Annotated in this window: 30 protein-coding genes; 16 read left to right on the forward strand and 14 right to left on the reverse strand. The window is 34.1% G+C overall.

Annotated elements, in window-relative coordinates; all coding sequences use genetic code 11:
- Positions 1 to 2: 2 nt before the first annotated feature.
- The 5 genes from RM51_RS16360 to ruvX all read right to left on the reverse strand — a co-directional run bounded on the left by RM51_RS16360 (position 3) and on the right by ruvX (position 3,591).
- Complete coding sequence (locus RM51_RS16360; protein ID WP_039372134.1) at positions 3 to 1,082, reverse strand: FUSC family protein; 1,080 nt, start codon at positions 1,080 to 1,082, stop codon at positions 3 to 5.
- Entirely contained in the window at positions 1,083 to 1,850 is a 768-nt protein-coding gene (gene mazG / locus RM51_RS16365) for a nucleoside triphosphate pyrophosphohydrolase (protein WP_039372136.1), read from the reverse strand.
- 120 nt (positions 1,851 to 1,970) lie between these two features.
- Positions 1,971 to 2,531 (reverse strand): DUF5606 family protein, encoded by a 561-nt coding sequence (locus RM51_RS16370; RefSeq protein WP_039372138.1) that lies wholly within the window; start codon positions 2,529 to 2,531, stop codon positions 1,971 to 1,973.
- 74 nt (positions 2,532 to 2,605) lie between these two features.
- Positions 2,606 to 3,178, reverse strand: a complete 573-nt coding sequence (def, locus tag RM51_RS16375) for a peptide deformylase (RefSeq protein ID WP_039372141.1) — start codon at positions 3,176 to 3,178, stop codon at positions 2,606 to 2,608.
- The gene (ruvX, locus tag RM51_RS16380; RefSeq protein WP_039372144.1) at positions 3,175 to 3,591 is read right to left on the reverse strand and encodes a Holliday junction resolvase RuvX; all 417 of its coding nucleotides are present in this window, start codon (positions 3,589 to 3,591) and stop codon (positions 3,175 to 3,177) included. Before ruvX ends, def begins: the two co-directional genes overlap by 4 nt.
- Before the next feature lie 115 nt (positions 3,592 to 3,706).
- On the opposite strand from ruvX, the gene RM51_RS16385 reads away from it, so the two are divergent.
- A complete protein-coding gene (locus RM51_RS16385; RefSeq protein ID WP_039372145.1) occupies positions 3,707 to 4,183 on the forward strand; it encodes a SixA phosphatase family protein in 477 nt (158 codons plus the stop codon).
- Positions 4,184 to 4,236: 53 nt separating this feature from the next.
- Here the strand turns inward: RM51_RS16385 and RM51_RS16390 are convergent, their stop codons facing one another.
- Positions 4,237 to 5,781: a serine hydrolase gene (locus tag RM51_RS16390; protein ID WP_039372147.1), complete on the reverse strand. Its 1,545-nt coding sequence runs from the start codon at positions 5,779 to 5,781 to the stop codon at positions 4,237 to 4,239.
- A gap of 81 nt (positions 5,782 to 5,862) precedes the next feature.
- Here RM51_RS16390 and RM51_RS16395 point away from each other — a divergent pair, with 81 nt between their 5' ends.
- From RM51_RS16395 to RM51_RS16415, 5 genes are all read left to right on the forward strand, one after another.
- Positions 5,863 to 6,312, forward strand: a complete 450-nt coding sequence (locus tag RM51_RS16395; protein WP_039372148.1) for a hypothetical protein — start codon at positions 5,863 to 5,865, stop codon at positions 6,310 to 6,312.
- On the forward strand, positions 6,312 to 6,806 hold the full coding sequence (locus tag RM51_RS16400) for a metallophosphoesterase family protein (protein WP_039372150.1): 495 nt from the start codon (positions 6,312 to 6,314) through the stop codon (positions 6,804 to 6,806). The genes RM51_RS16395 and RM51_RS16400 overlap by 1 nt, the downstream gene beginning before the upstream one ends.
- Before the next feature lie 12 nt (positions 6,807 to 6,818).
- Complete coding sequence (locus RM51_RS16405) at positions 6,819 to 7,313, forward strand: Smr/MutS family protein (RefSeq protein WP_039372152.1); 495 nt, start codon at positions 6,819 to 6,821, stop codon at positions 7,311 to 7,313.
- Positions 7,314 to 7,331: 18 nt separating this feature from the next.
- Positions 7,332 to 8,048 (forward strand): DUF3822 family protein, encoded by a 717-nt coding sequence (locus tag RM51_RS16410; protein WP_039372154.1) that lies wholly within the window; start codon positions 7,332 to 7,334, stop codon positions 8,046 to 8,048.
- A gap of 66 nt (positions 8,049 to 8,114) precedes the next feature.
- Positions 8,115 to 8,693 carry an RsmD family RNA methyltransferase gene (locus RM51_RS16415; RefSeq protein ID WP_039372157.1) on the forward strand — a complete coding sequence of 193 codons (579 nt, stop codon included), beginning with the start codon at positions 8,115 to 8,117 and terminating at the stop codon, positions 8,691 to 8,693.
- Here RM51_RS16415 and RM51_RS16420 read toward each other — a convergent pair whose 3' ends face one another.
- Positions 8,694 to 9,050, reverse strand: a complete 357-nt coding sequence (locus RM51_RS16420) for a winged helix-turn-helix transcriptional regulator (RefSeq protein WP_052248541.1) — start codon at positions 9,048 to 9,050, stop codon at positions 8,694 to 8,696. It abuts the gene before it with no gap.
- A gap of 94 nt (positions 9,051 to 9,144) precedes the next feature.
- On the opposite strand from RM51_RS16420, the gene RM51_RS16425 reads away from it, so the two are divergent.
- Entirely contained in the window at positions 9,145 to 9,747 is a 603-nt protein-coding gene (locus tag RM51_RS16425; RefSeq protein ID WP_039372160.1) for a nitroreductase family protein, read from the forward strand.
- A 46-nt stretch (positions 9,748 to 9,793) separates the two neighbouring features.
- Here RM51_RS16425 and murI read toward each other — a convergent pair whose 3' ends face one another.
- The 5 genes from murI to RM51_RS16450 all read right to left on the reverse strand — a co-directional run bounded on the left by murI (position 9,794) and on the right by RM51_RS16450 (position 15,167).
- Positions 9,794 to 10,624 (reverse strand): glutamate racemase, encoded by an 831-nt coding sequence (gene murI / locus RM51_RS16430; RefSeq protein WP_039372162.1) that lies wholly within the window; start codon positions 10,622 to 10,624, stop codon positions 9,794 to 9,796.
- Between the two features lie 180 nt (positions 10,625 to 10,804).
- Entirely contained in the window at positions 10,805 to 11,929 is a 1,125-nt protein-coding gene (gene hemW, locus RM51_RS16435; RefSeq protein WP_084111187.1) for a radical SAM family heme chaperone HemW, read from the reverse strand.
- A 50-nt stretch (positions 11,930 to 11,979) separates the two neighbouring features.
- Positions 11,980 to 12,930: a PorP/SprF family type IX secretion system membrane protein gene (locus RM51_RS16440; protein WP_039372167.1), complete on the reverse strand. Its 951-nt coding sequence runs from the start codon at positions 12,928 to 12,930 to the stop codon at positions 11,980 to 11,982.
- Positions 12,931 to 12,981: 51 nt separating this feature from the next.
- The gene (locus RM51_RS16445) at positions 12,982 to 14,055 is read right to left on the reverse strand and encodes an RluA family pseudouridine synthase (protein WP_039372168.1); all 1,074 of its coding nucleotides are present in this window, start codon (positions 14,053 to 14,055) and stop codon (positions 12,982 to 12,984) included.
- A gap of 74 nt (positions 14,056 to 14,129) precedes the next feature.
- Positions 14,130 to 15,167, reverse strand: coding sequence for a PASTA domain-containing protein (locus RM51_RS16450; RefSeq protein ID WP_039372170.1), 1,038 nt, complete (start codon positions 15,165 to 15,167; stop codon positions 14,130 to 14,132).
- Between the two features lie 153 nt (positions 15,168 to 15,320).
- Between RM51_RS16450 and RM51_RS16455 the strand changes: the two genes are divergently transcribed.
- The 3 genes from RM51_RS16455 to RM51_RS16465 all read left to right on the forward strand — a co-directional run bounded on the left by RM51_RS16455 (position 15,321) and on the right by RM51_RS16465 (position 17,519).
- The gene (locus RM51_RS16455; protein WP_039372172.1) at positions 15,321 to 16,313 is read left to right on the forward strand and encodes a D-alanine--D-alanine ligase; all 993 of its coding nucleotides are present in this window, start codon (positions 15,321 to 15,323) and stop codon (positions 16,311 to 16,313) included.
- A gap of 2 nt (positions 16,314 to 16,315) precedes the next feature.
- Positions 16,316 to 16,786 (forward strand): pantetheine-phosphate adenylyltransferase, encoded by a 471-nt coding sequence (gene coaD / locus RM51_RS16460; protein ID WP_039372174.1) that lies wholly within the window; start codon positions 16,316 to 16,318, stop codon positions 16,784 to 16,786.
- 97 nt (positions 16,787 to 16,883) lie between these two features.
- Positions 16,884 to 17,519, forward strand: coding sequence for a trimeric intracellular cation channel family protein (locus tag RM51_RS16465; RefSeq protein ID WP_039372175.1), 636 nt, complete (start codon positions 16,884 to 16,886; stop codon positions 17,517 to 17,519).
- A gap of 246 nt (positions 17,520 to 17,765) precedes the next feature.
- Here RM51_RS16465 and RM51_RS16470 read toward each other — a convergent pair whose 3' ends face one another.
- A complete protein-coding gene (locus RM51_RS16470) occupies positions 17,766 to 18,332 on the reverse strand; it encodes a hypothetical protein (protein ID WP_039372177.1) in 567 nt (188 codons plus the stop codon).
- Between the two features lie 75 nt (positions 18,333 to 18,407).
- Positions 18,408 to 18,902, reverse strand: a complete 495-nt coding sequence (locus tag RM51_RS16475) for a dihydrofolate reductase (protein WP_039372179.1) — start codon at positions 18,900 to 18,902, stop codon at positions 18,408 to 18,410.
- A gap of 73 nt (positions 18,903 to 18,975) precedes the next feature.
- On the opposite strand from RM51_RS16475, the gene RM51_RS16480 reads away from it, so the two are divergent.
- From RM51_RS16480 to RM51_RS16505, 6 genes are all read left to right on the forward strand, one after another.
- Positions 18,976 to 19,584, forward strand: a complete 609-nt coding sequence (locus RM51_RS16480; RefSeq protein WP_039372181.1) for a LemA family protein — start codon at positions 18,976 to 18,978, stop codon at positions 19,582 to 19,584.
- Complete coding sequence (locus RM51_RS16485) at positions 19,584 to 20,012, forward strand: TPM domain-containing protein (protein WP_185095017.1); 429 nt, start codon at positions 19,584 to 19,586, stop codon at positions 20,010 to 20,012. The genes RM51_RS16480 and RM51_RS16485 overlap by 1 nt, the downstream gene beginning before the upstream one ends.
- Positions 19,993 to 20,511, forward strand: coding sequence for a TPM domain-containing protein (locus RM51_RS16490; RefSeq protein ID WP_052248542.1), 519 nt, complete (start codon positions 19,993 to 19,995; stop codon positions 20,509 to 20,511). Before RM51_RS16485 ends, RM51_RS16490 begins: the two co-directional genes overlap by 20 nt.
- Before the next feature lie 5 nt (positions 20,512 to 20,516).
- The gene (locus tag RM51_RS16495; RefSeq protein WP_039372184.1) at positions 20,517 to 21,326 is read left to right on the forward strand and encodes a TPM domain-containing protein; all 810 of its coding nucleotides are present in this window, start codon (positions 20,517 to 20,519) and stop codon (positions 21,324 to 21,326) included.
- A 466-nt stretch (positions 21,327 to 21,792) separates the two neighbouring features.
- A complete protein-coding gene (locus RM51_RS16500; protein ID WP_039372186.1) occupies positions 21,793 to 22,314 on the forward strand; it encodes an NAD(P)H-dependent oxidoreductase in 522 nt (173 codons plus the stop codon).
- A gap of 3 nt (positions 22,315 to 22,317) precedes the next feature.
- A complete protein-coding gene (locus tag RM51_RS16505; RefSeq protein WP_039372188.1) occupies positions 22,318 to 24,204 on the forward strand; it encodes a monovalent cation:proton antiporter-2 (CPA2) family protein in 1,887 nt (628 codons plus the stop codon).
- The last annotated feature ends 1 nt before the right edge of the window (position 24,205 follow it).

Raw genomic sequence — 24,205 nt, forward strand, 5'->3', positions numbered from 1 at the left:
ATCTATTTTTTTAATTTTTTAAACTGGAAATAAGAAAACCTGATATTTTTCTCTAAGTTATTAATAATCTGTTGATGGTGAAGGAAAAAACCGGCTACCAAACCTATTAAACTTCCTATAATCGTATCAATCAATCTTGCATGCATCAGGTTTTCAAGATCATGATGAACCTCGCTTCCTGTTTCTGCCAGAAGAATCGTTAGTGGGGTAATAAAAATCACCGCAAAACCATAGTTTCTTACAATTAATAATTCAATCAGAAACTGTAAAATCGTGATAATAATGATCATGACAATCTTTTCAGGTTCAAATAAAAGAATCACCCACGCAAAACCAATTCCGATAAAGGTTCCTAAAATCCTGTGCATATTTCTTTGTCGTACATGCTCAAAATTCCTGCCCTGAATAACTGCAACAGCAGCAATTGAAATCCAATACGTATTTTCAAATTTCAACAGATGTCCAACAATTAAAGTCGAAGCCATGAAGAACCCAATAATGGCACTCTCCACAAACTTGGTATATCTTCTTTTATTAAATACTCTCCTCGGAACAGTAACTCCAGTACTTTTTTCAATAAAAACCGAATAGAGAAAGGCAAATGAACACGATAAAATTGCTCCCATCGCAACGAGTCCCACTCTGGTCGGAATGAAATCTAAATCAAATTTGTAAGTACTCGCCATTGCCGCAACCATGATAAAGAAGAAATTTCCCGGCGGCGGAATTTTAAAATACGAGGAAATAAAATGGGCTAAAAATGAGACGACTCCCAATGATAATGCTGCGCAATAGGCATTAAAACTAAAAAACGAACTTATTGTAAATGAAAATACAATTCCAAATGCACAAACCACCAAATGGATCATTCTTTGTGTAATCGGAGCCGAAGTAAAATACAAAATCGTTAATGCCCCCAAACTGGAAAGCGCTCCATAATTTGGTTTTCCTAAAAAATATCCGATAAGGAGACAGCTTCCGATGCACAGCGCGGCAAGAAAAGGAAAATGCCATTTCCTTTCCGTTTGTTTGAATTCCAATAAATATTGAAATCGATGATGGATCGGGTTTTCTACCTTCATTTATTGTAAACGTTTAGCTTTTTCCCATAAAACATCCATTTCTTCCAACGACATATCAGCAAGCTTTAAATTTTCTTCAGAAGCCAGGTTTTCCATTTTCTGGAATCTTGAAATAAATTTAAGGTTGGTTCTTTCCAACGCCGAATCCGGATTGATCCCCGAAATTCTTGCATAGTTGATTAATGAGAAAAATACATCTCCCAACTCCTGTTCTTTTTTATCAAGATCTGTTTCTGCATGAAACTCCTGAATTTCTTCATCTACCTTTTTCCAGGCATCTTCTGCATCATGAAATTCAAAACCAATGCCTTTTACTTTATCCTGAATTCTGTAAGCTTTCACCAAACTTGGTAAACTTTTAGGCACTCCTCCCAAAATAGATTTGTTGCCTTCTTTCAATTTTAATTTTTCCCAGTTCTGCTTTACCTCTTCTTCATCTTTCACTTCTACATCTCCGTAGATATGAGGATGACGGAAAATCAGTTTTTCATTCAGTGAATTAATAACATCTGCAATATCAAAACTCTCTTTTTCTGAGCCAATTTTAGCATAAAAAACTAAATGCAAAAGAACATCTCCGAGCTCTTTTTTTATTTCCAGCAGATCTTCCTGCAAAATAGCATCCGAAAGTTCATACGTTTCTTCCAACGTCAAATGACGGAGTGATTGCAACGTCTGTTTCTGATCCCATGGACATTTTTCGCGTAAATCGTCCATAATGTCTAATAATCTTCCGAAAGCTTCTAGTTTTTCCTGTTTGGTATTCATAAATTGAGAATTCAAAGTAATACAAATTTAAGGTAAATCTTTTTGAATGTTCTTTTGTCTTGAAACAAAAAAACCTCGCCATTTCGGACGAGGTCTATATTTTAATTCAAAGTGAATGAATTATCCTTGCTTTCTGTGTGTACTTTTTGGAGCTGCTTTCGCTGCTGAAGTAGCTTTTATTTTTGGAGCTGCCGGTTTTTCAGCTTTAGGAGCTGCTTTTTTCGGAGCTTCAGTTTCTAAACTTACTTCTTCTGCCGGTGCACCTTCTAATGTTTCAGGCTCTGCTTTTACGAAGCTTTCAGGAGTCATATATCCAGCTTTCTGAAGGATATTGTACCACTGAGCCAATTTCTTGATATCAGAAGCATATACTCTTTCTGTATCGTAGTTTGGAAGAGAAGCTGTCATAAATTCTTTTAATTCTGCATCAGAAGATTTGTGAGCAATAGCTTCTTTATAATCGTAGTTTTTAGCAATATTTTCAAAAACTTCGAACAAAGGAACTTCTTTATCAAATGTAAACATTGCGATATTATCTAGCAAACTTACCTGACTAGAGTTACCAATACTTACTTTTTTCTTAGTGGTAACGTCTTCAATAATAAATCCGTTTCTTAATTGAGAAACTAACTTGAAAAGTCCTGGTTTTCCAGAAATTGAAATTATTTTTTCTAACAGCATAATTTTATTTTTTGTGAATATAGCAGTCGGCTCAAAGCGTTCTGCTGTTTAATATTTTTATTTTTAATTCAAAATTATTTTGGGAATCTCATTTTATAATTGATACTTACATCCCCTTGAGTGATTTTTGTAAGTTTCCCTTTTACCAATTTCTTTTTCAAAGCACTTAGATGATCTGTAAACAGCGTTCCTTCTATATGGTCATATTCATGCTGAATTACGCGGGCTCTAATATCGGAAAAAGTTTCTGTATGCTTAACGAAATTTTCGTCATAATATTCGATAAGAATTGTACTTTTTCTTTTTACATCTTCTCTCACATCAGGAATTGAAAGACATCCTTCATTAAATTTCCATTCTTCACCAGATTCTTCAAGAATTTTGGCATTGATAAAAACTTTTTTGAATTCTGCCAGTTCATCCTTAATATCTTCATAATCTTCATCTTCCGCCAAAGGAGTAACGTCAATGACAAACAAACGAATATCCAGTCCGATCTGCTCAGCTGCCAAACCAATTCCGTTAGCACTGTACATCGTTTCGAACATATTATCTATCAACTCTTGTAACTCGGGATAATCTTTATCTATCTCCTTTCCTACTTTTCTCAAAACAGGATCCCCAAAGGCTCTTATCGGTAAAATCATCTTGTTCTTTGTTCTAAAAAATTCTGCAATATGATGGTTGCACTTACTTTATCTATTAATCCTTTTTCCTGTCTTTGTTTTTTGCTTTTTCCACTTTGGGAAATAAAAAACGAAGCCATTTTGGACGTAAATCTTTCATCGAAGCGGTTCACTTTTATTTCTGGAAATTCTTTTTGAAAAATTTCTATGAATTTTAAAATATCGGTTTCCACTTCTGAAATATTTCCTCTTAAATCTACAGGAAGGCCGATTACCACTTCATCTACTCTGTTCTCGTTAAAATATTTTTTCAAAAATTCAATCAACACAGAGGTCTGAACCGTCTCCAAACCACTGGCAATAATCTGCATATCATCCGTTGCAGCAATGCCACAACGAGCCTTTCCATAGTCTATTGCAAGGATTTGTCCCATAAGTTTGCAAATTTAGTAAATTTTAATGATTTTATTCCACACACAGTTTTTTTTATAAATCATGTTTTATTCCATTATTTTTTTTATAATTTTATTCTTCCAAACTACTTAAATTATGAAGAAAATCATACTCGTAAGACATGCGAAGAGCGACTGGCCGGAGGAAACCGAAGATTTTGACAGACCTTTGGCGGATAAAGGATTGGAAGATGCGATGAATATGTCCAGATTTCTAAAAGACAATCATATCTCTATAGATTATCTGGTATCGAGTCCTGCTGTAAGAGCATTGAATACGTGTAAAATTTTCAATCAGACCTATCAGCTTAATTTTAATACGGATGAAAAACTGTACAATCCTTCGGAAAGCAATTTTGAATCTGTCATTTATGATTTAGATAACAGTCACAATTCCGTAGCTTTTTTCTCTCATAATAACGGAATCTCAAATTTTGCCAATTCTATTTCTGAAGATATTTTCCATTTCCCAACCTGCGGTGTCGCCGGTTTTGAAATCGATTGTGATTTCTGGGCTGACTTTGACGGAGCCAATAAAAAGCTTTTATTTTTTTATGAGCCCGGAAAAATTTAAAAATATTGTATGCATATAAAAAAAGCTCCAACAGATTGTTGGAGCTTTTGTTTTTATTTTCTTTTCAGATCTAAATCATCAAAGTCAAAACTGAAATCCGTAACATCTGAAATCGGTTTCAATCTTGCAGACTGTGCTTTTCCCGTTTCATCATAATCAAAAATAATATAGGCATCCGCATCATAGCTTCTGTCATCCCATTTAATGATGAAAGAATTATTTGAATAAGGTAATAATTCGCCTTTCAATCTTGGAGAATTTTTGCACAAAATTCTATAGGTATTTCCCTGTTGAGAAACTTCCACATCTCCGAACCATCTGTCATTATACGTTCCAACAAATTGTTCTGATTTTGGCTGCAAGTTTTTATCTTTTTTAAAAGCTTCCGATTTGGCAAAAGCGTCTTTCTTTTGCTTGTCGAAACCTTCATCCATTTTTTTTATTCGGTCTCCATAAGTTTTCAGCCAGTTTCTGTCTGCAATGCCCAAATAAGAATCTTTCACTGTATTTGTAATGGTATTGAAAGCCGCTCCAGATTGTTGGTTCGTTAAAACCACGATTCCCAGTTTCATATCCGGAATTAAGGTAAACTGAGTTACCGTTCCAATCAATCCTCCAGTATGCTGAACTTGTTTGTGACCTTTCACATCACTTAAAAACCAACCCATTCCATATCCGTAAAAACTTGTATCATAAGGATTCTTTGCAGCTACTCCACTCGGAATCTGCAGGCTCCAAAGCTGCTGAACATTTTTATCTGAAACTAATTTCTTCCCGTCTTTTGTCGTAAAATTATTCAATAAACAATCTGCCCAAAGCGTCATATCTTTAATATTACTCATAATCCCTCCTGCCGCATTGGCTGTTTCATTCCAATCATGAGGAACAGCAATCGCTTTCCCGTCTACAGGAGCATGTGCATCAATTTTATTAGCCACTGCTTTTGCTCTGTTGTAACTTCCGAAACTTGAATTCATTCCTACAGGTTTCATAATTCTCTGTTCGATAAATTCAGCCCAGCTCAATCCCGACACTCTGTGAATCACTTCTCCAGCAATGATGAACATGATATTATTGTAATCTAAAGTGGTTCTGAAAGGATTTTCAGGTTTTAAATATCTTACATTATGAACGATATCATTCACCGTCAAACTTCCTCCTTCCGGAAAGAACATCAGATCTCCCTGTCCTAAACCTAACCCCGCTCTGTGCGTCACCAAATCTTTGATTGTTACATTTTGAGAAACATATGGATCATACATTTGAAATTCAGGAATATATTTTGAAACCCTATCATCCCAGTTCAGTTTTCCTTCATCGGCTAAAATAGCCAGTGCTGTACACGTAAAGCCTTTTGAATTGGATGCAATCCCCACCAAAGTCGTATCATCCATCGGTTGTTTTGTCGTTAATGAACGTACTCCAAAACCTTTTGAATAAATTAATTTTCCGTCTTTTACAATTCCTACAGACATTCCCGGAACATCAAATGTTTTTAGGGTATTTTGGACCAATTCATCCAGTTTTTTCTCTTCAACCTGTGCATTTGCGATTCCGACACTTAAAAGAAAAAGGAAAAAAGAAAGTTTTTGTTTCATTTTTTTAATTTTTCCAAATTTACTAAATATTAAGATTTTTAATTAACAGCTATATTTGCAAAAAGTTTTAAGCACTAAAAAATGACACTAAAAAAATTACTGGCTTTATTTTTATTAACTTTAAGTTTCAACTTATACTTTTCTCAAGACATTGTCATTAAGGATGACAAGGTTTTACTTGATGGTAAACAGATTCTGAAAGCCGAAAAAATAAATATTGCTCAGTACTCATTCTTCACTATGAAAAATGATGATGAAATCCTGATGTATAAGTATATGGATAACGAAACACCCATGTATCAGGATGATGATTATTTTATTTTAAATTTTTTATCTGAAAAAACAAAAGTAGAATCTAAGGATTTTACAAAAATTGCCAATTTCATGAATTCCAGAAAAGGAATGGAAAAGCTGATCAAATGGTTATTAAAAGAAAGAGTAATTACTACAGAAGGTGAGCTGAATCCTGACAGAGTACAGGTTTTTAAAAATAAATACGACGAAAATATTACTGAAAGAACACTTAGATAATGACAAAAATCCTTCTTCTCTCCGATTCTCATTCCTACATCGATGACCGAATTTTGGAATATGCTCAGCAAGCTGATGAAATTTGGCATGGCGGAGATTTCGGAAGTATTGAAGTCATTGAACAGCTTGAAAAAATCAAGCCCTTAAAAGGAGTTTATGGAAATATCGACAATGCAAAAATTCGTTCTGAATTTCCTGAAGTCAATCGTTTTTCGTGTGAAAATGTAGAAGTTCTCATGATTCATATTGGCGGATATCCCGGAAAATATACTCCTTTGACCAAAAAAGAAATTTCTGAAAAGGCACCGAATTTATTTATTTCCGGACATTCTCATATTTTGAAGGCTATGTTTGATGAAAAAAACAATTTACTCCACCTGAATCCCGGAGCTTGCGGCAAACAGGGGTGGCATACAATGAGAACGATGATGCGTTTTGTAATCGATGATACGGAAATAAAGGATCTGGAAGTCATTGAATTGGGACCTAAATAAAATGTAATAAAAATGAAGATTGGAGACAAAGTTTCTGTGGTAGACGAAGATTTAAACGGGGTAATCACTTCCGTTCATGGAAATATTGTTGTGTTTAAGGATGAATACGGATTCACTCATCAATATCCGAAAGAGAAGCTGGTTCCGAAAATTTCAGATTTTTATGAAACCGTAGAAGTCGTGAAGAAATCGGAACCGAAAAAGAATATTTCAAAAAAACATCAAAGAAACCATTTGGTTTTGGATCTGCATTTTCATAATTTAGTTAAAAATCCGAATGATTATGACAGTTTTGAAAGATTGTTCATTCAAAAGGAAAAACTGGTGGAAACACTTACATTCTGTAGAAAAAACCACCTCAAAAGACTGGAAATTGTACACGGAATTGGTGACGGAACTTTACAAAAAATGGTTTGGGACACTTTGGAAAGTCAGACCAATCTCGATTTTTACAATAAGGAAATACTTCATCATCAATCAGGTGCAGTAATGGTAGAATTTCACTAAATTTGCAGGAATTGAAATATGAACGTACTTAATTTACTTTTTACCAAAGACGGATTAATCTCACAAATCGCTAAAAATAAAAGCATTGTGGAGGAAAAATCTTATTTCGTAGACGAAGAAACTCCGGAAAATTTCATCTCACAAAAGCTGGATGAAGTGTTGGGTAAACAAAAATTTGATGAAATTCAGGTAATTTCAGCACTGAATCATTTTACCTTAATGCCGGAAGGTTTTTCTGAGCATGACGCAGGTTTTGACTTAATCGCCTTTAACGCTCCTGTTGATAAGGAAAATGAAGAGCTGATGCTTTCTGTCAACAAAAAGTTCAAAGTTCAGTTTTATTATACTTTTCCGAAGAATTTTTATCAAAAAATAAAGAACTTAGACATTCCTGTTCATTTTAATTTTTCTGGAGAGCGATTTTTAAACTCTATTCAGAATAAAAGCAATAAAGAAATTCACATTAATTTGTACCACAACCAATGTGAGTTTTTTGCAATTGACGATAAAAAAATTATCCTATATAATAATCTGGATGTCAATTCAGAAGTTGATTTTCTTTATTTTGTTATGTTCACTTTAAGTAAAATAGGTTTCGGAATCAATGAAACCAGCTTTTTTGCCTATGGTGAGACTACAGAAAACGAAACCTTCATTTCAGAATTGCAAAAGTTTGTAAAGAATCTGAAAATTGTATTTGATAATATTCCTAATAAAAATTTTATACTTAATTAGGTTGCAGGTCGCAGATTACCGACTTTAGTTTTTATCTGCTATCTATTACCTAAAACCTAAACATATATGTACAGAATAATCTCAGGCAAATGGAAAGCCAAAAAAATTGCTGCTCCGAAGAATTTTGATGTAAGACCTACTACAGATTTTGCAAAAGAAGCATTATTTAGTATTCTGGAGAATAAATATGATATGCAGTCTATCTCTGTGCTTGATTTATTTGCAGGAATTGGCTCTATCACTTTTGAGTTTGCTTCCAGAGGATGTCAAGATATCACTTCTGTGGAAATGAATCCGAAACATACCAGCTTTCTCAATACGACCGCTTCAGAATTGGGGTTCAATTTACAGGTAAATGTTCAGAGAGGCGATGTTTTTGACTGGTTAAAAAAATTCAGAAACAAAAAGTCTTTTGAATTGGTATTTTCTGACGCTCCTTTCGAAATGGAAGAAAAAAAATACCACGAATTGATTTCTTTAGTTTTGAATAACAAATATTTAAAAGAAAACGGAACTCTGATCGTAGAGCACCAAAGCCGAATGAAATTTGATCATCCGAATCTGATTGATACAAGAAAATACGGGAATGTAAGTTTCAGCTTTTTTGAACCGAATAAAGAAGTGAATACAGAAATAGCAGAATAATCAGGAAATTTTTTTCTTGATTATTTTTTTTGAGTTTTCTGAAGCTTCAGTTCCCCATTTCGTAATTTCATTTAATACAGGAAGCAACGTTTTCCCAAAATCTGTAAGACTATATTCTACCATCAATGGCGGTTTTTCTGTAAAAACCTGTCGATCAATAATACCATCTTCCTCCAATTGTTTCAATTGCAGGCTTAACGTCCTTTCTGTAATCGTAGGAATCAATTTTCTTAATTCGTTATAACGTTTTCTTCCATCAATAAGATGAAATAAGATTACAGCTTTCCATTTTCCTCCAATAAACCGCATGGTAACACTTGTACAGCACGGATAAGTCTTATCATCTATTGTATACATCTCGATATTATTTTATACTATCATTTTTTACCGTTATTGCAAAGGTAGTAAACTTAAATTAATTTTGTAACTATAAAAAATATAGTATAAAATTATGAACTTTTTAGAAAAAATGAAATCGAGATATACTGTGAAAAAGTATAATTCTCAAGCGACAATCAGTGAAGAAAAAATTCAACAATTAAAAGAGATCTTGCATCTGAGTCCGTCTTCCATCAACAGCCAACCTTGGAATTTTGTTTTTGTAAACAGAGATTCAGAAATAAGAGAGAAATTGGCAGAAGCTTCTTATTTTAATAAAGAGAAAGTGTTTAATAGTAATTTATTAATCGTTTTTCAGGTTATTAAAAAAACAGAAGATTTTGAAAAACAAATTGAGGAAGTTCTTCCTGAAGGTTCTGTATCTTATTATAGAACTATGGTAAAACCTAAAGGTGAATCAGCAATTAAAGCCTGGCTTGGACATCAAGTTTATCTGTCTTTAGGAGTTCTTCTTGCCGCTTGTGCAGATATGGGAATTGATTCTACTCCTATGGAAGGTATTGAACCTGAAAAATATGATGCTATTTTAAATAATGGAAACTACGAAACCTTATTTGCTGTTGCCATAGGTGAAAGAGCTGAAGATGATAGCAACCAACCTATCCATACTCCAAAGAGAAGACTGGAAAAGAAAAAGGTTATTTTAGAAATTTAATTCCGTAAAAATAAAAGCTGCTTCATTTCGAAACAGCTTTTTTATTTTATAATACTTTCAATTCTAAGTCGATCGTTTTTCCGAAGAATTTCTTTGAAATTTTCTCGAAATTTTTCGTCAAATCTGAGAGATAGAAATGGTAATTCGGTTTTGGGTTGTTATCATTCAGAAGATTATATTTATCTAAAATGATTTTTAAATGATTGGCCACAATATTAGGTGAATCAATAACACGAACTCTGTTTCCGTAATACTGTTTGATTTCATCAATTAGTAAAGGATAATGGGTACATCCTAAAATCAATGTTTCAATATTTTTTAATTTACTATTACTTAAATAATTATAAATAATAGCATGCGTAATCGGATGGTTTTTAAAACCTTCTTCAATAGCAGGAACCAATAGTGGTGTTGCCAGTTCGTCTACTTTAATCCATTTATTATGTTTACGGATACTTTTTTTGTATAGCCCTGAATTCACCGTCGCTTTTGTGGCAATAACACCTACATTATTATGAATTTCATACGAAACTTTTTCCGCAACGGGATTAATAACATCAATGACTGGTACTCTTCCTGCAACAGATTCCATGACTTCATTCAAAGCATTTGCTGTCGCTGTATTACATGCAATGACAATCGCTTTACAATTCTGTGCCAATAAAAAATTGGTGATTTTTGTAGAATATTCAATGATGGCTTCTTTAGATTTTTCACCGTAAGGAAGATGTTTTGTATCTCCAAAATAGATTAAATCTTCATGTGGAAGAAGTCTTTTTATCTCTTTAGCTACCGTTAATCCTCCTACACCACTATCGAAAATACCAATAGGCTGGCTGGATGAAAGATGCGAATAGTCTGGTTTTTTATTTTTCAATTTGAGCTGAAATTTTATACAAAAATAAGGAATTTTGCTTCACAATATACCATTATTGAAAGAGATGCTTCGACAAGCTCAGCATGACATCGCCAAAAATCTATCGTGAAATAAAATGAGTAGTATTAGTCAAGTTGTCATGCTGAGCGAAGTCGAAGCATCTCAATAGTTGAGTTGAATTTAGACAAAAAACAAATCCGAAGCAATTCCATCCGCCATAAACCAATGCTTTTCAGGAATTTTTAAATGATCATTATCAATGGTCAAGATCTCCTTTTCTAATTTTGATCTAATTTCATGTTGAAAATGTTCAAGAATATTGTCATTGAATTTTTCTTTTAAACTTTTAAGATCAACACCCCAAATTGTCCTTAATCCAATCATGATCATTTCATTAAACTGGTCTTCCTGAGAAAGAATCTCTTCTTCTTTAGCCAAAAGATTTGAGTTCAATTTTTTAATGTATTGCTGATTATTAGCCACATTCCAACTTCTGATATCAAAACCATTATAAGAATGTGCAGAGGGACCAATTCCCAAGTATTCTTTATATTTCCAATATGCAGAATTGTGTCTTGAATAGAATCCCGGTTTCGCAAAGTTGGAAACTTCATAATGTTCGAAACCATTATCTTTTAAAAAGTCAGATAAATAATAGAATTCTTTATTTTGCTCTTCTTCTTTCGGACTGATTATTTTTCCTTTGGAAATCCAGTTTTCTAAAGCCGTTTTAGGCTCCACAGTCAAAGCATAAGAAGAAATATGAGGAACTTCCAGAGCAATTGTCTTATTTAAATTTTCTTTCCAGATTTCAAGATTGGAAGTTGGTGAACCGTAAATCAAATCGATACTTAAGTTTTCAAAACCAAAATCCTGTGCTCTTTTAATTGAGCCTTCTGCTTCTGATGCTGTATGAGCTCGATTCATCAATTTTAAATCTTCTTCAAAAAAACTCTGGGTTCCAATTGATAATCTATTGACCGGAGAATCTGATAAGCCTTTCAAAAAGTTTTTATCTAAATCATCAGGATTGGCCTCCAAAGTAATTTCAATATCTTTTTCAAAGCTGAAATATTTTAGAGTTTCGTCAATTAAAGATTTTATTTCATCGGAAGATAGAATGGACGGAGTTCCGCCACCAAAATAAAGTGACTGCAGTTTTTTGTTTTGTAATTCATCTTTTCTCAAAAAGATTTCCTTCTTTATGGCAGCAAGCATTTCATCCTTAAAGTTTAAGGAGGTAGAAAAATGAAAATTGCAGTAGCTGCATTTCTGCTTACAAAACGGAATGTGAATGTAGATCATAAAAAAAGCTCTGAAAAATTCAGAGCTCAAATTTATTTAAATTAAATTGATTAATATCTATATCCTCTACGGTTAATGAAGTTATCGAAGTTATAACCTACACTTAGCATAAAGCTGTTTCCTCCATAATCCTGAATATCAGACAATCCTAGGTTATAAGTAGCTCCCACCATAAACTTGTTAAATTTAACTTTAACGATTGGAGCAATCTGTAACTGCTGGTTATCAAATCTGTTTTGAGCAGCTCTATAGCTTACCCCAAAAGAGAAAGAGTTGATATCATTGAAGAACGTTGCCATCAAGTTATAATCCATAAGTCTGGTAGAGTTGGTATTCAAGTTTACCAAAACTGATGGAGTGAAATACATATTATCACCTACATGCCAGTCATATCCTAAGTTTAAGAAGAATTTAATTGGAGATGGCTCATAGTTGTTAACGATAGATTCGTCATTACTCAAAGCGATATCATTAACTGATACTCCTCCAAATAAGTTTCTATACGTAGCTGCTAAACCGAAGTTTGCATACACCATGAAAATATTGCTTTCGTTTCCTTGCAATAAAGGATCGTAACCTTCTTCAGTATTAATTTTTGAATAATCAAAATTCATATTATAAAAATTAACACTTGTACCGAAAGAGAACTGATCTTTTCTGTCTCCTTCACTACTTAAAGGGATAAAATAAGAAGCCCCCGCTGTGATACCTCCCGCCGAAATAGGCCCATTGCTATCTCTAAACACAGAAATACCTGCACCTACTCTATCAAAGATATTCGCGTTGATCCCCACAGATTGTACATTTGGAGATTCGCTGAACTTTGAAAATTGTTGTTGGTAGTTAAGATTAAGTTGAACTTCATCTGTTTTTCCATACTGAGCAGGATTGAACAGGAAATCACCATCCAAAAGGTATTGTTGATAATATGGAAGTGATTCTTGTGCTTTGTATGCATTCGACAAAAGAGCTAAACATACGATAGCATATAGTTTTCTCATAACAAATCTTGATTTCAATTCAACAAATATAAAAAAATTCTCAATATATTTTTAGTTTTCTAAATAATTTCTCCATTTTTTTACAGCATCCGCCATATCTTTTGGCATTGGGCTTTCAAAATATAATTCCTTCTTCGTAGTTGGATGTATGAATCCTAAAGTATGGGCATGTAGCGCATGTCTAGGCAAAATTTCAAAAACATTTTTTATAAACTGCTTATACTTAGGAAGATTCACTCCTCTAAGAGGGGTATGACCTTCGTATCTTTCATCATTAAATAAGGTATGACCGATGTGTTTGAAGTGCGCTCTGATCTGGTGCGTCCTTCCCGTTTCCAGTTTACACTCTACCCAAGTCATATATTTAAATCTTTCTAAGACTTTATAGTGTGTTACCGCATGTTTCCCCTGGCTTCCGTCTTCATAGGTATGCATTTGCATTCTGTTTTTAGGATGGCGCCCAATATGGCCTCTTATAGTCCCTTCATCATCCTGTACATTTCCCCATACAAAAGCCCAGTATAATCTTTTGGTTTTTCTGTCAAAAAACTGTTTTGCCAAATAACTTAGTGCATATTCATTTTTTGCTATAACCAATAAACCTGAAGTATCTTTATCGATTCTGTGAACCAATCCTACTCTGTCAAGATCAGATTTAGAGCCATTTTTTTCAAAATGGAAAGCCAGCGCATTCACTAAAGTTCCATCCCAGTTTCCAAATCCCGGATGCACCACCATTCCAGGTTCTTTATCTACAACAACAAGATCGTCATCTTCATAAACGATATTAATCGGAATATCTTGTGGAATAATTACATTTTCTCTTGGCGGATGTGCTAATAATACAGAAATCTGATCCCCTGGTTTTACACGGTAATTCTGCTTTACGGCTACTCCGTTCACAATAACGTTCCCAGCTCTGCAGGTTTGTGAAATTTTATTTCTTGAAGAATTCTGACGAAAAATCAATAAAAACTTATCGATTCTTAATGGCTCCTGACTTTTATCAACAGTAAGATTAAGATGCTCGTACAATCCTTTATTTTCCTCATCAATATCGATATTATCAATACTGTCGGTATTTAATAATTCTTCATCTAAAAAGTCTTCGTTATCTTCTGTCATTGTTTTATATTTTTTACACAAAAGGCTTCAACATAGTAAAGTTGAAGCCTATAGTTTTATAATTAAGAATACTATTATTGAATAATTTCTTTTTTAGCCTTTGGCTTTTCAGCAGGTTGCTGTGTAGTTGTTGTTTTACTACCAGTTCCTGTTGTTTTTGCTTTATCCTCTGGAGTTGCCGGTTTTACGGGTGTACTCTTTTGAGGTTCCGGTTTAGGAGTTTCTTTTTTAGGAGCAGGAGGAGCTTGTTCTTCCAAATGAGCAGGCTCTACCGCAACTTCTTCGTATCTTACTGGTGGCAGTGCTGTATCTTCCTTCATACGATACATAGAATTAAGCTGGTCTATTTTATTTCTTAGTTCAGCCGGAGTCCTTTTACTTGCCCAAAGATCGATCTGCATTCCTTGATCTCGTGCATCTCCTGCACCCGGATCCTGATAATATACAATATCAGATTCATCTTTACCTCCATCTTCATATTCTATCACTCCTACTTCGAATTTGCTTCTTGTAATAAGTGCTTTTGCTTCTTTTACCGTTAACCCAACCACATTAGGAATTGCAATATTTCTCATAGGTCCTGAACCTATTACTACATCTACCGTAGAGAATCTCGGAAGTTTGGTTTTAGGTTTTACTTCTACCCCTCTGAATAGAATTCTAAGAACCGCATCCTTTTGAATACTTGGCTCATATATTGTATCTCCTACTTTCAATCCAACCTGTTCCAATCTTTGGAAAGCCAATCCTGAATATTTATTAATTACATCAGGAAGCGCAATAGAAGCCCACGTTTTAGGATTCACCTTCAGTCTCACTGTTCTGCCGTCTTTCACTCGAGAACCGGGTGAAGGAAATACCTGTAGAACCTGGAAAGGCTTGAATTTCGGATCATATTTAGAACTATCTACTTCATATTCCAATCCTGTATCATCCAATATTTTGATTGCTTCGTGCACTGTTTTATTAACCACGTTTGGTACAGGAATTTCCTGCCCATGATTAGTATGATATTCCAACCAACGGAAGGTAAGCCATACCAACCCCACAAAAACACCGATGGCTACTAATAAATTCAGTAAAACTTTCCAATTGAAAAGTGATTTAAACATACTTAAAATGACTTTAATTATAACGGCAAATATAGCTAATAATTTTAGAATGTACTTTTATTTAACACAATTCATTCAGATTTTAAAATTTATCATTTTCCCGGCTTAGATTCCATAAAATCATTAAATTTGCTTCATTGATACTATATAGATATGAGCAAAAAAAATGTTGCCGTAGTAATGGGAGGCTATTCTGATGAATATGTTGTTTCCTTAAAAAGCGGTCAATTAATCTATGATTCTTTAGATAGAAATATATATAATGTATATAAAGTAGTCATTCTTAAAAATGAATGGTATTTTTTGAATGAAAGTGATAAAAAATACAGCATCAACAGAGGAGATTTTTCAGTGACATTGGACAACAATGAAACTTTAAAATTTGATGTCTGCTTCAATATCATCCATGGAACACCTGGTGAAAATGGAATCCTTCAAGCGTATTGGGATGCTATCGGACAAAAATATACCGGTTGTGACTTTTATCAAAGTGCTTTAACATTCAATAAAAAAGACACATTAGCCGTCCTTTCAAAATATGGAATTCCTTCCGCAAAAAGTGTTTATTTAAGAAAAGGAGAAGAAATCAATGTGGATGAAATCGTAGAAAACCTTGGACTTCCTGTTTTTGTTAAGCCCAATCAATCGGGATCCTCTTTAGGAATTTCTAAGGTTAAAGAAAAATCTGAATTAATTGCAGCAACAGAGATTGCGTTTAAAGAAGATGATGAAATCTTAATTGAAAGCTTCCTAGACGGAATGGAAGTTTCTGTAGGCGTTATTGATTACAAAGGAGAAACTATTGTTTTAGGAATTACAGAAATCGTTCCTCAAAATGAATTCTTCGATTACGAAGCAAAATACGAAGGGGCTTCAGAAGAAATTACTCCAGCAAGAATTGATGATGAAACAAGACTAAGAGTAGAAGAAATTTCAAAAAGAGCTTACAATTCTTTAGGAATGAGCGGTTTCTCAAGAAGCGAGTATATTTTGATGAACGGCATTCCTTATATGTTGGAAATGAATACAAATCCGGGATTCTCTCCTGCAAGTATTCTTCCTCAACAGGCAAAAATCTACGGAATCTCTATCACCGATCTTTGTGGAAACGAAGTTGAAAAAGCTTTAGCTAAAAATCTAAAATAGTTATGAAAATTGCTGTTTTCCCAGGATCTTTTGATCCTATTACTCTAGGACATTATGATATTATAGAAAGAGCGGCTCCGCTTTTTGATAAATTAATCATTGCAATCGGGCAGAATTCTCAGAAAAAATACATGTTTCCTCTGGAGAAAAGAATAGAATTCATTCAAAACTCTGTTGCAGAATTTCCCAATGTGGAAGTTGATTTTTTTGAAGGCTTAACGGTTGATTATTGTTTTGAAAAAAATGCTCAATACATTATCCGAGGCTTAAGAAATCCTGCTGATTTTGAATTCGAAAAAGCTATCGCTCATACCAACAGAACATTGGCTCATAAAAAACTGGAAACCGTATTCCTTTTAACTTCATCAGGAAAATCGTTTATCAGCAGTAGTATTGTAAGAGAAATTATCAACCATGGTGGAGAATACGAACTTCTGGTTCCGGATTCTGTAAGGGTTGAAAAAGAAAAATAAAAACAATTTCAATAAGCTTTAAATGATAGTTGAAGAATGGTAGAAAATTTGCTTAAGAAGAAATCATTCATCAACTATCATTTATTTTTTATAAACCATGCACGAACAGTTCAATTTTGCCATAGAAGTACTTGGAACCATTTCCTTTTCAATGTCGGGAAGTTTTGCAGCAATGCAGAAACGTCTTGATCCGTTTGGTGTGCTTATTATTGCATTTGTAACATCTGTTGGTGGCGGAACTGTAAGAGATTTATTATTAGATATTCCTGTTTTCTGGATGCATGATCTTCTGACGTGTGCATTAATTATCTTGACCAGTATTTTCACAATGATTTTTAAATCTCTTGAAAAAAACTTTCAGGTAACTCTGTTTATTTTCGACAGCTTCGGACTTGGATTGTTTACCATAATTGGGATTCAAAAAGGATTGAATGCAGATATCCATCCATTAATTTGTGTTGGTTTAGGAACCATTACAGGTTGTTTCGGAGGAATTATCCGGGATATTCTACTCAATCGAATTCCATTAATTTTCAGAAAAGAGATTTATGCTACGGCTTGTATTGTCGGTGGCTCTATATTCCTACTCTTAACAAAATTCACTCCTCTTTCTTTTACAGCAATCCAGATTTTCACGATTTTATTAATTGTAGCAATCAGAACATTAGCTGTAAAATACCATTGGCAAATTCCAAAATTCTATGGGGCTGATCATAATAATTCTGAAATGTAATTTTAAAATCGAAACCAACATCTCAATAAAGCTTCATCAAATCAACTTGTTGATTCTTCTTTGTTTCAAAATATTATCCCGTAGATTTTTCAGATTATGCAGATGTTTGGTTTTTATTGCTGGTGTTTATCCGTGAAACAATATTTGCCAAAATTTATTATTAAAAGGTAAAAATAAAAAAGCACCCAAAAACAGGTGCTTATATTTTATAAATTAAATTCCGAAAACCCGGAACATGTATCTCAATTAAAAGAATTTCCCTCTATTTCTCATATTAGGATTATGCATATGTTTCTGCATCGTTGGCATTTTCAATTGGTCTTTCATCATTTTGATCTGATCTGTCATCATTCCTGCGCTGTCCAATCTCTTCGCTTCTTCTAATAATTTTTGTCCTTCCTGTTTTCTTCCTTTAGAAATTGCTGCAGCAGCAAGATTCAATGTTGCCATTGCTCTGTCGTGCTTCATATTTAAACCGTATTCCAACGCTTTTTTCATTAAAGGTTCTACTTTTGTCGGGTGATCCTGAGCTTGTGTTAACCCTAATAAATAATGGAAATATCCATATTGAGATTTATGAAGCTGAGCTTGGTAGTTCGTGATGCTTTGCAACCAAACAGCCGCTTTTTCCATGTTTTGTTTTCTCAGTTGCCAGAAAGCCAACAAAATATATTCGTTTTTAAAGAAAAGTAAAATAGGTGCGGCAGCAATAATAACCAAAACAATTCCCCAACCGATATTCCTGTTCATCATCAGATAAACTGCTACTGCAATAATTATCGCAGAGATTACGAACTTTATGTACTTATTCATTATTAAATTTTAGAAGTGCAAAGATAAAACATTTAAATGGTAGATGCTAGAAGTTAACAACCAGAATTCTTACAACTATTCGCTCTTAATTTTTTCGTACGTCTGAAAGCAAAAATCATATTGATTCTTTTCGTCTTTTTCATGACATACTTCCTCTACTTTTTTCCATACTTTAGAATCAATTTTCGGGAAGTACGTATCGGCTTTCAAATCTGCTTTTACTAAAGTCACTTCTAATTTATCCGCAACATCCATTGTTTGCTCATACACCTTTCCTCCACCAATAATGAAAACATCTTCATCGATCTTTTTTGCAAACTTTACAGCTTCTTTAATACTTCCGACAATTAAAATTCCTTCCTCAAACCAGTCTTTTTGTCTGGATACAACAATATTGGTACGGTTAGGAAGCGGCTTTCCGATACTCTCATACGTTTTTCTTCCCATAATGATCGGGTGTCCCGAAGTCAGATCTTTAAAATGTTTTAAATCTTTCGGAAGATGCCAAAGTAACTGATTTTCAAAACCAATTTCGTTTTTCTCTCCCATTGCCACCACTATTGTTGTCATTCAAATAATTTTCCGCAAAATTAGCACATAATTTGTATATTTGGTTAAGACAAGAATTTAAAAAAATTAAACTATGAAAAACAAGGGCTGTCTGAGCGCCGGAACTATCGGTATTGCTCTTCTCGTTATTGTTGCTATACTCTTTTTCTGGGGTAAAAACGGATATAATAATTTCGTAGCTCAGGAGCAGGAAGTCATTACCAAATGGGCAAATGTGGAAACCGTTTATCAAAAAAGAGCGAACCTTATCCCTAATTTGGAAAGAACTGTAAAATCTTACTCAAAATTTGAACAGGAAACACTTACAAAAGTAGTTGAAGCCCGTTCAAAAGCAACTTCTATCAACATTGATCCAAGCAATATGACAGAACAGGATGTTGCAAGATTCCAAGCTGCACAGGGAGAGTTATCCGGAGCTTTAAGCAGATTGATGGCTGTTGTAGAACAATACCCTAATTTAAAAGCAGATCAGCAATATATTAACTTCCAAAGAGAATATACTGCTATCGAAAACAGTATCAGAAGCGAAACGGTTTATTATAATGAAGCGGTACAGAAGTATAATACTTCTATTAAACAGTTTCCTAACAATATCTTGGCAAACTTTACCAATTTCAAAGAAAAACCAGCATTCAAAGCTGAAGCAGGAGCTGAAAAAGCACCTGAAGTATTTTCAGAATAATGAGCAGTTTTCTTACAGATCAGCAAATAGCTTCCCTCGTGGAAGCTATTCAATCCGCAGAAGAACATTCTACCGGTGAGATCAGAGTGCATATTGATTCGAATACAGAAAATGATAATGCCAAAACAGCATTTAAAATTTTCGAAAAATTATGTCTTAATCAAACGGTAGAAAAAAACGCGGTGCTTTTTCATGTAAACTTTGAACAAAAGTATCTTACCATTATCGGCGATACAGGAATTCATGAGAAAGTGCATCAATCCTATTGGAATCATCTGCATGATTATATTACCGCTGAATTTGCTAAAGGAAATTATTATAAAGCTTTAAAAAGTGCAATTCTGGAAACAGGACTTGAACTTAAAAAACATTTTCCCGTAACCGGAGAAAATCCCAATCAATTACCTAATGAGATTACGTTCTCTTAAAATACTATTTTCATTTGTATTGCTATGCTTTTACAGTTTTGTATCAGCACAATACACCATTCCTGAAAAACCAGCGATTCTCTATCCTGTTTATGACGAAGCTAATTTACTAAGTCAACAGGAAAAAGAATCGTTAAATAGTAAGCTTATTGAATTTGAACAATCTACATCAATTGAGATTGCTGTTATTATCATTTCATCGGTACAAGGAGAAGATATCAACTTTGTAGCAACTATGTTTGGTGAAAAATGGAAAATTGGGACAAAAGAATTTGGCAATGGGGTTGTTCTTCTTATCGCCAAAAACGACAGAGAAATGTCTTTACAACAGAGTATTGGATTAGAAAAAAATCTAACAACAACTATTTGTCAGCATATATTAGATAATATAATTACACCTCATTTTAAAGAAAATCAATTTTATTCTGGAATTGACCTTGCAACATCTTACATTATAAATGTTGTCAGTAAAAAACCTGAAGAAAATAATAATGGATAAATCTCATGAGATTACACTCACTTAAAATAACAGTATTTTCATTTTTATTCATTTGCTTTTACAGTTTTGTATCAGCACAATACACCATTCCTGCAAAACCAGCGATTCTCTATCCTGTTTATGACGAAGCCAATCTATTAAGTCAACAGGAAAAAAATGACCTGAATAATAAACTCATCAAATTCGCAGATTCTACCTCAACGGAAATTGAAGTGATCATTATTCCTTCTACAAAAGGAGAAGACGTCAACTTTGTAGCAACCATGTTTGGGGAAAAATGGGGAATCGGAACCAAAGAACAGGACAATGGAATTGTCTTTTTAATTGCCACAGAAGACCATACCATGTCTATTCAGCAGGGAAGAGCTGTTGAGCAATATTTAACCGCATCAGTAGCAGGACAAATCTTGGACTACATTGTCACTCCTCATTTCAAAAAAGGTGAATGGTACGAAGGCATAAATAGAGGGACTTCCGCATTAATGGAAGCCGTTCAGGGGAAATTCAAACCTATTGCCAATCAGGAAAGCGGTGATGGAAGTATTTTAAAAATAGCACTTATCGCTTTTGTCATCTTTATCATCATTGCTATTCTTTTCGGCAACAGAGGCGGCGGAAAAGGTGGTGGAAACTACGATGACGACGACGTAATTATTACAAGAAGAGGCAGAAGAAATTATCCCGGAGGATTCTTCCCTTTCCCTGGTAGCTTCGGCGGCGGTGGATTTGGTGGAGGTTCCAGCGGCGGTGGCGGATTTGGAGGCTTCGGCGGTGGTGGCAGCTTCGGCGGAGGTGGAGCTTCTGGTGGATGGTAGAATTTCATTTAACATTTACTCCATTCTACTTTAATTCTTGATTAAAATTTTAAGATTCTAAATAAATTTCCAACTTGTTTGTCATTCCGTAGGAATCTCGGCTTCGCTTTTAAATATGTAAGCTTAGATTCCTACGGAATGACAAATGTTTTGGGATTAATTGAGGTAGGTAGTAATTGTAATGATAGATCCTTACTTCATCATAATGACAATTATATTATTTTCCATTGCTAAGTGAAACGCCTTTGCGAACCAAAAATATCTACAATCAATTAAAGAAAAATCTTTGTGAACTCCGCGTTTAATAAAGAAACAGCATTAAAAATTAAAGAAAACAAAATTTAAACTCTCATTTTTTCTTTTTTTTAACTCAAAATTCAATTTTCAATATTAAAAAATCAACAAACCTATCTAAAACCTACCGTTAATTCAAAAATTTTTCATTAAATTTACTGAAAACAGGTTTATGAAGAAGACGTTAGTAGTTTTTGCGCATCCTTATCTAGAGCACTCAAACTCGAATGCAGAGCTCATCAATTTCTATGTTCGTCATCAGCATTTTACCCTCAGAGATCTTTACGAAGAATATCCTGATTTTCATATTGCCGCTTTTAGGGAAAGAAAAAGGATAAAAAACTACGATCGTTTTATTTTTCAGTTCCCTTTGATTTGGTTTGGAATCCCTCCTCTTTTAAGACTTTGGATTGATGAAGTTTTTGATCGTGATTGGCTAAAAGAAGGAGAATATAATCCATTGGCCAACAAAGAAGTTTATATTTTAGTGACTACCGGAGGAAAAGAAAGATCTTTCAGCAAGAACGGTACGTATAAATATACTGTAGAAGAACTTATCAGCGGACTTATTGTTTCGTTAAATGTCTTTAAAGCTAATCTTAAAAGTATTAAAATCGTTTACGAAGCCAATAAATTATCAAAAAAAGAAATCATTTTACATAAGCACGAATTCACAGAACTTTTGAATCAGTAACCTATGGAATCCAGTTTAGCAATGAACACCCTTATTTTTTTAGGCGTTGCCATTATTATGGTTCCGCTGGTAAGAAAATTTGGATTAAGCTCTGTAATTGGATACCTCGCAGGAGGAATTATTATTGGCCCCTATGTTCTTAAACTCACAGGGAAAGACGTCAATGACATTATGCACGCCAGTGAATTTGGGGTGATTATGCTTTTATTTCTGGTAGGATTGGAACTGGAACCCCGAAAATTTTGGGAAATGCGAAAGAAAATTATTGGATTAGGGCTTACACAAATGCTTTTAACCATTTCTCTCCTCTTCTTAGTGTTCGTTTGGGCTGGCTGGAAAGTTGACAAAGCTGTCGCCATTGCCATGTGTTTTGCGCTATCCTCTACCGCTATTGTTTTGCAGACTTTACAGGAAAAAAACAATTTAAAAACATTGGCTGGAGAAGCCTCATTTTCTACCCTTTTATTTCAGGATATTGCAGTGATTCCCATATTGGCGATCCTTCCGATTATTGCCAATTATAAAGCTAGGCATCATGATAACGAAATTCAGGTCCTTATACAAACACTTCCGGAATGGATGCAGTTTGCGACCGTAATTTTAGGTGTTGTGATCTTAATTTTATTAGGGCGGTACGTCTTTGTTCCTTTTTTAAGATATGTTTCAAAATCAGGAATGACGGAACTTTTAACGGCCTCTTCCCTATTTTTGGTAATCGGAGTTTCTGAACTGATGGTTGCCATTGGCTTATCTCCCGCTTTAGGAGCTTTCCTTGCAGGCGTCATGCTTGCGAACAGTGAATTCCGTCATGAATTGGAAGCCCAGATTGATCCTTTCAAAGGGTTATTATTGGCTGTATTTTTTGTCAGTGTGGGTTCTACGATGAATTTTAATGTGATCCAGAAAGATCCTGTTTTTATTTTCAGTACTGTTTTTGCCGTTTTAAGTATAAAGTTTGTCGTTTTATTTACGATCGGAAAGTTTTTCAGAATAGATAATCCTCAAAGTTTGTTTTATGCATTTGCTCTTTCTCAGGTGGGAGAATTCGCATTTGTATTAATCAATTATGCTTCGAGTCTTTATTTAGTAAGTCCTGAACTCAATGCCCAAATGATGGCAGTAACCGCAATCACAATGTGTGTTACCCCATTTCTTTTAATTATTAACGATAAAATCATCACTCCTAAATTCATTAAAGAAATCCCTGAACAAAGCAATGATTTTAATATTTTGGAAAATAATGTTTCTCAGAAAAAAATCATCATTGTAGGTTTTGGACATTTTGGAAGTACGGTAGGTCGGCTTCTTAAAGCCAATAAAGTAACCGCAACCGTTTTGGATAGAGATTCGGATCGTGTGAAATTATTAAGAAGTTACGGCTTTAAAGTATACTATGGAGATGCTACAAGAATTCCTATTCTAAGAGCTGCAGGAATTGAGGACGCCGAAATCCTGGTTCTTTGTCTTGATGATCCTGATGATAATACATTTATTGCAGAGCTTGTAAGAGAACATTATCCTAAGGTGAAAATTTTCGTCAGAGCGAAAAACAGAATTGATGCTTATAATTATCTCAACAACGGAATTGACAATATTTACCGTGAAACACTGGGAACTGCTGTTGATATGGCGGTAGATGTTCTGCACGAAACAGGAATGAGAAAATATGCTGCAAGAAGACTGGGGAAAAGATTTATGGCTATTGATAAAGCTTCAGTAAGAAAATTAGCAAAAATAAAAGAAGAAGGAGATGATCTCAATCTTTTTACCACAAAAGAAATCCTCCAACGAGAGGAGGAATTATTAGCATACGATAATCTTAATTTTGATACTCGAAATTGGGAAGGTTCTTCATCTGCCGATGAGGAAGATGAAGAAACCCATGTTTAGA

Origin of the sequence: Chryseobacterium taiwanense, from assembly GCF_000813825.1 — a bacterium.
Taxonomy (GTDB): domain Bacteria; phylum Bacteroidota; class Bacteroidia; order Flavobacteriales; family Weeksellaceae; genus Chryseobacterium; species Chryseobacterium taiwanense.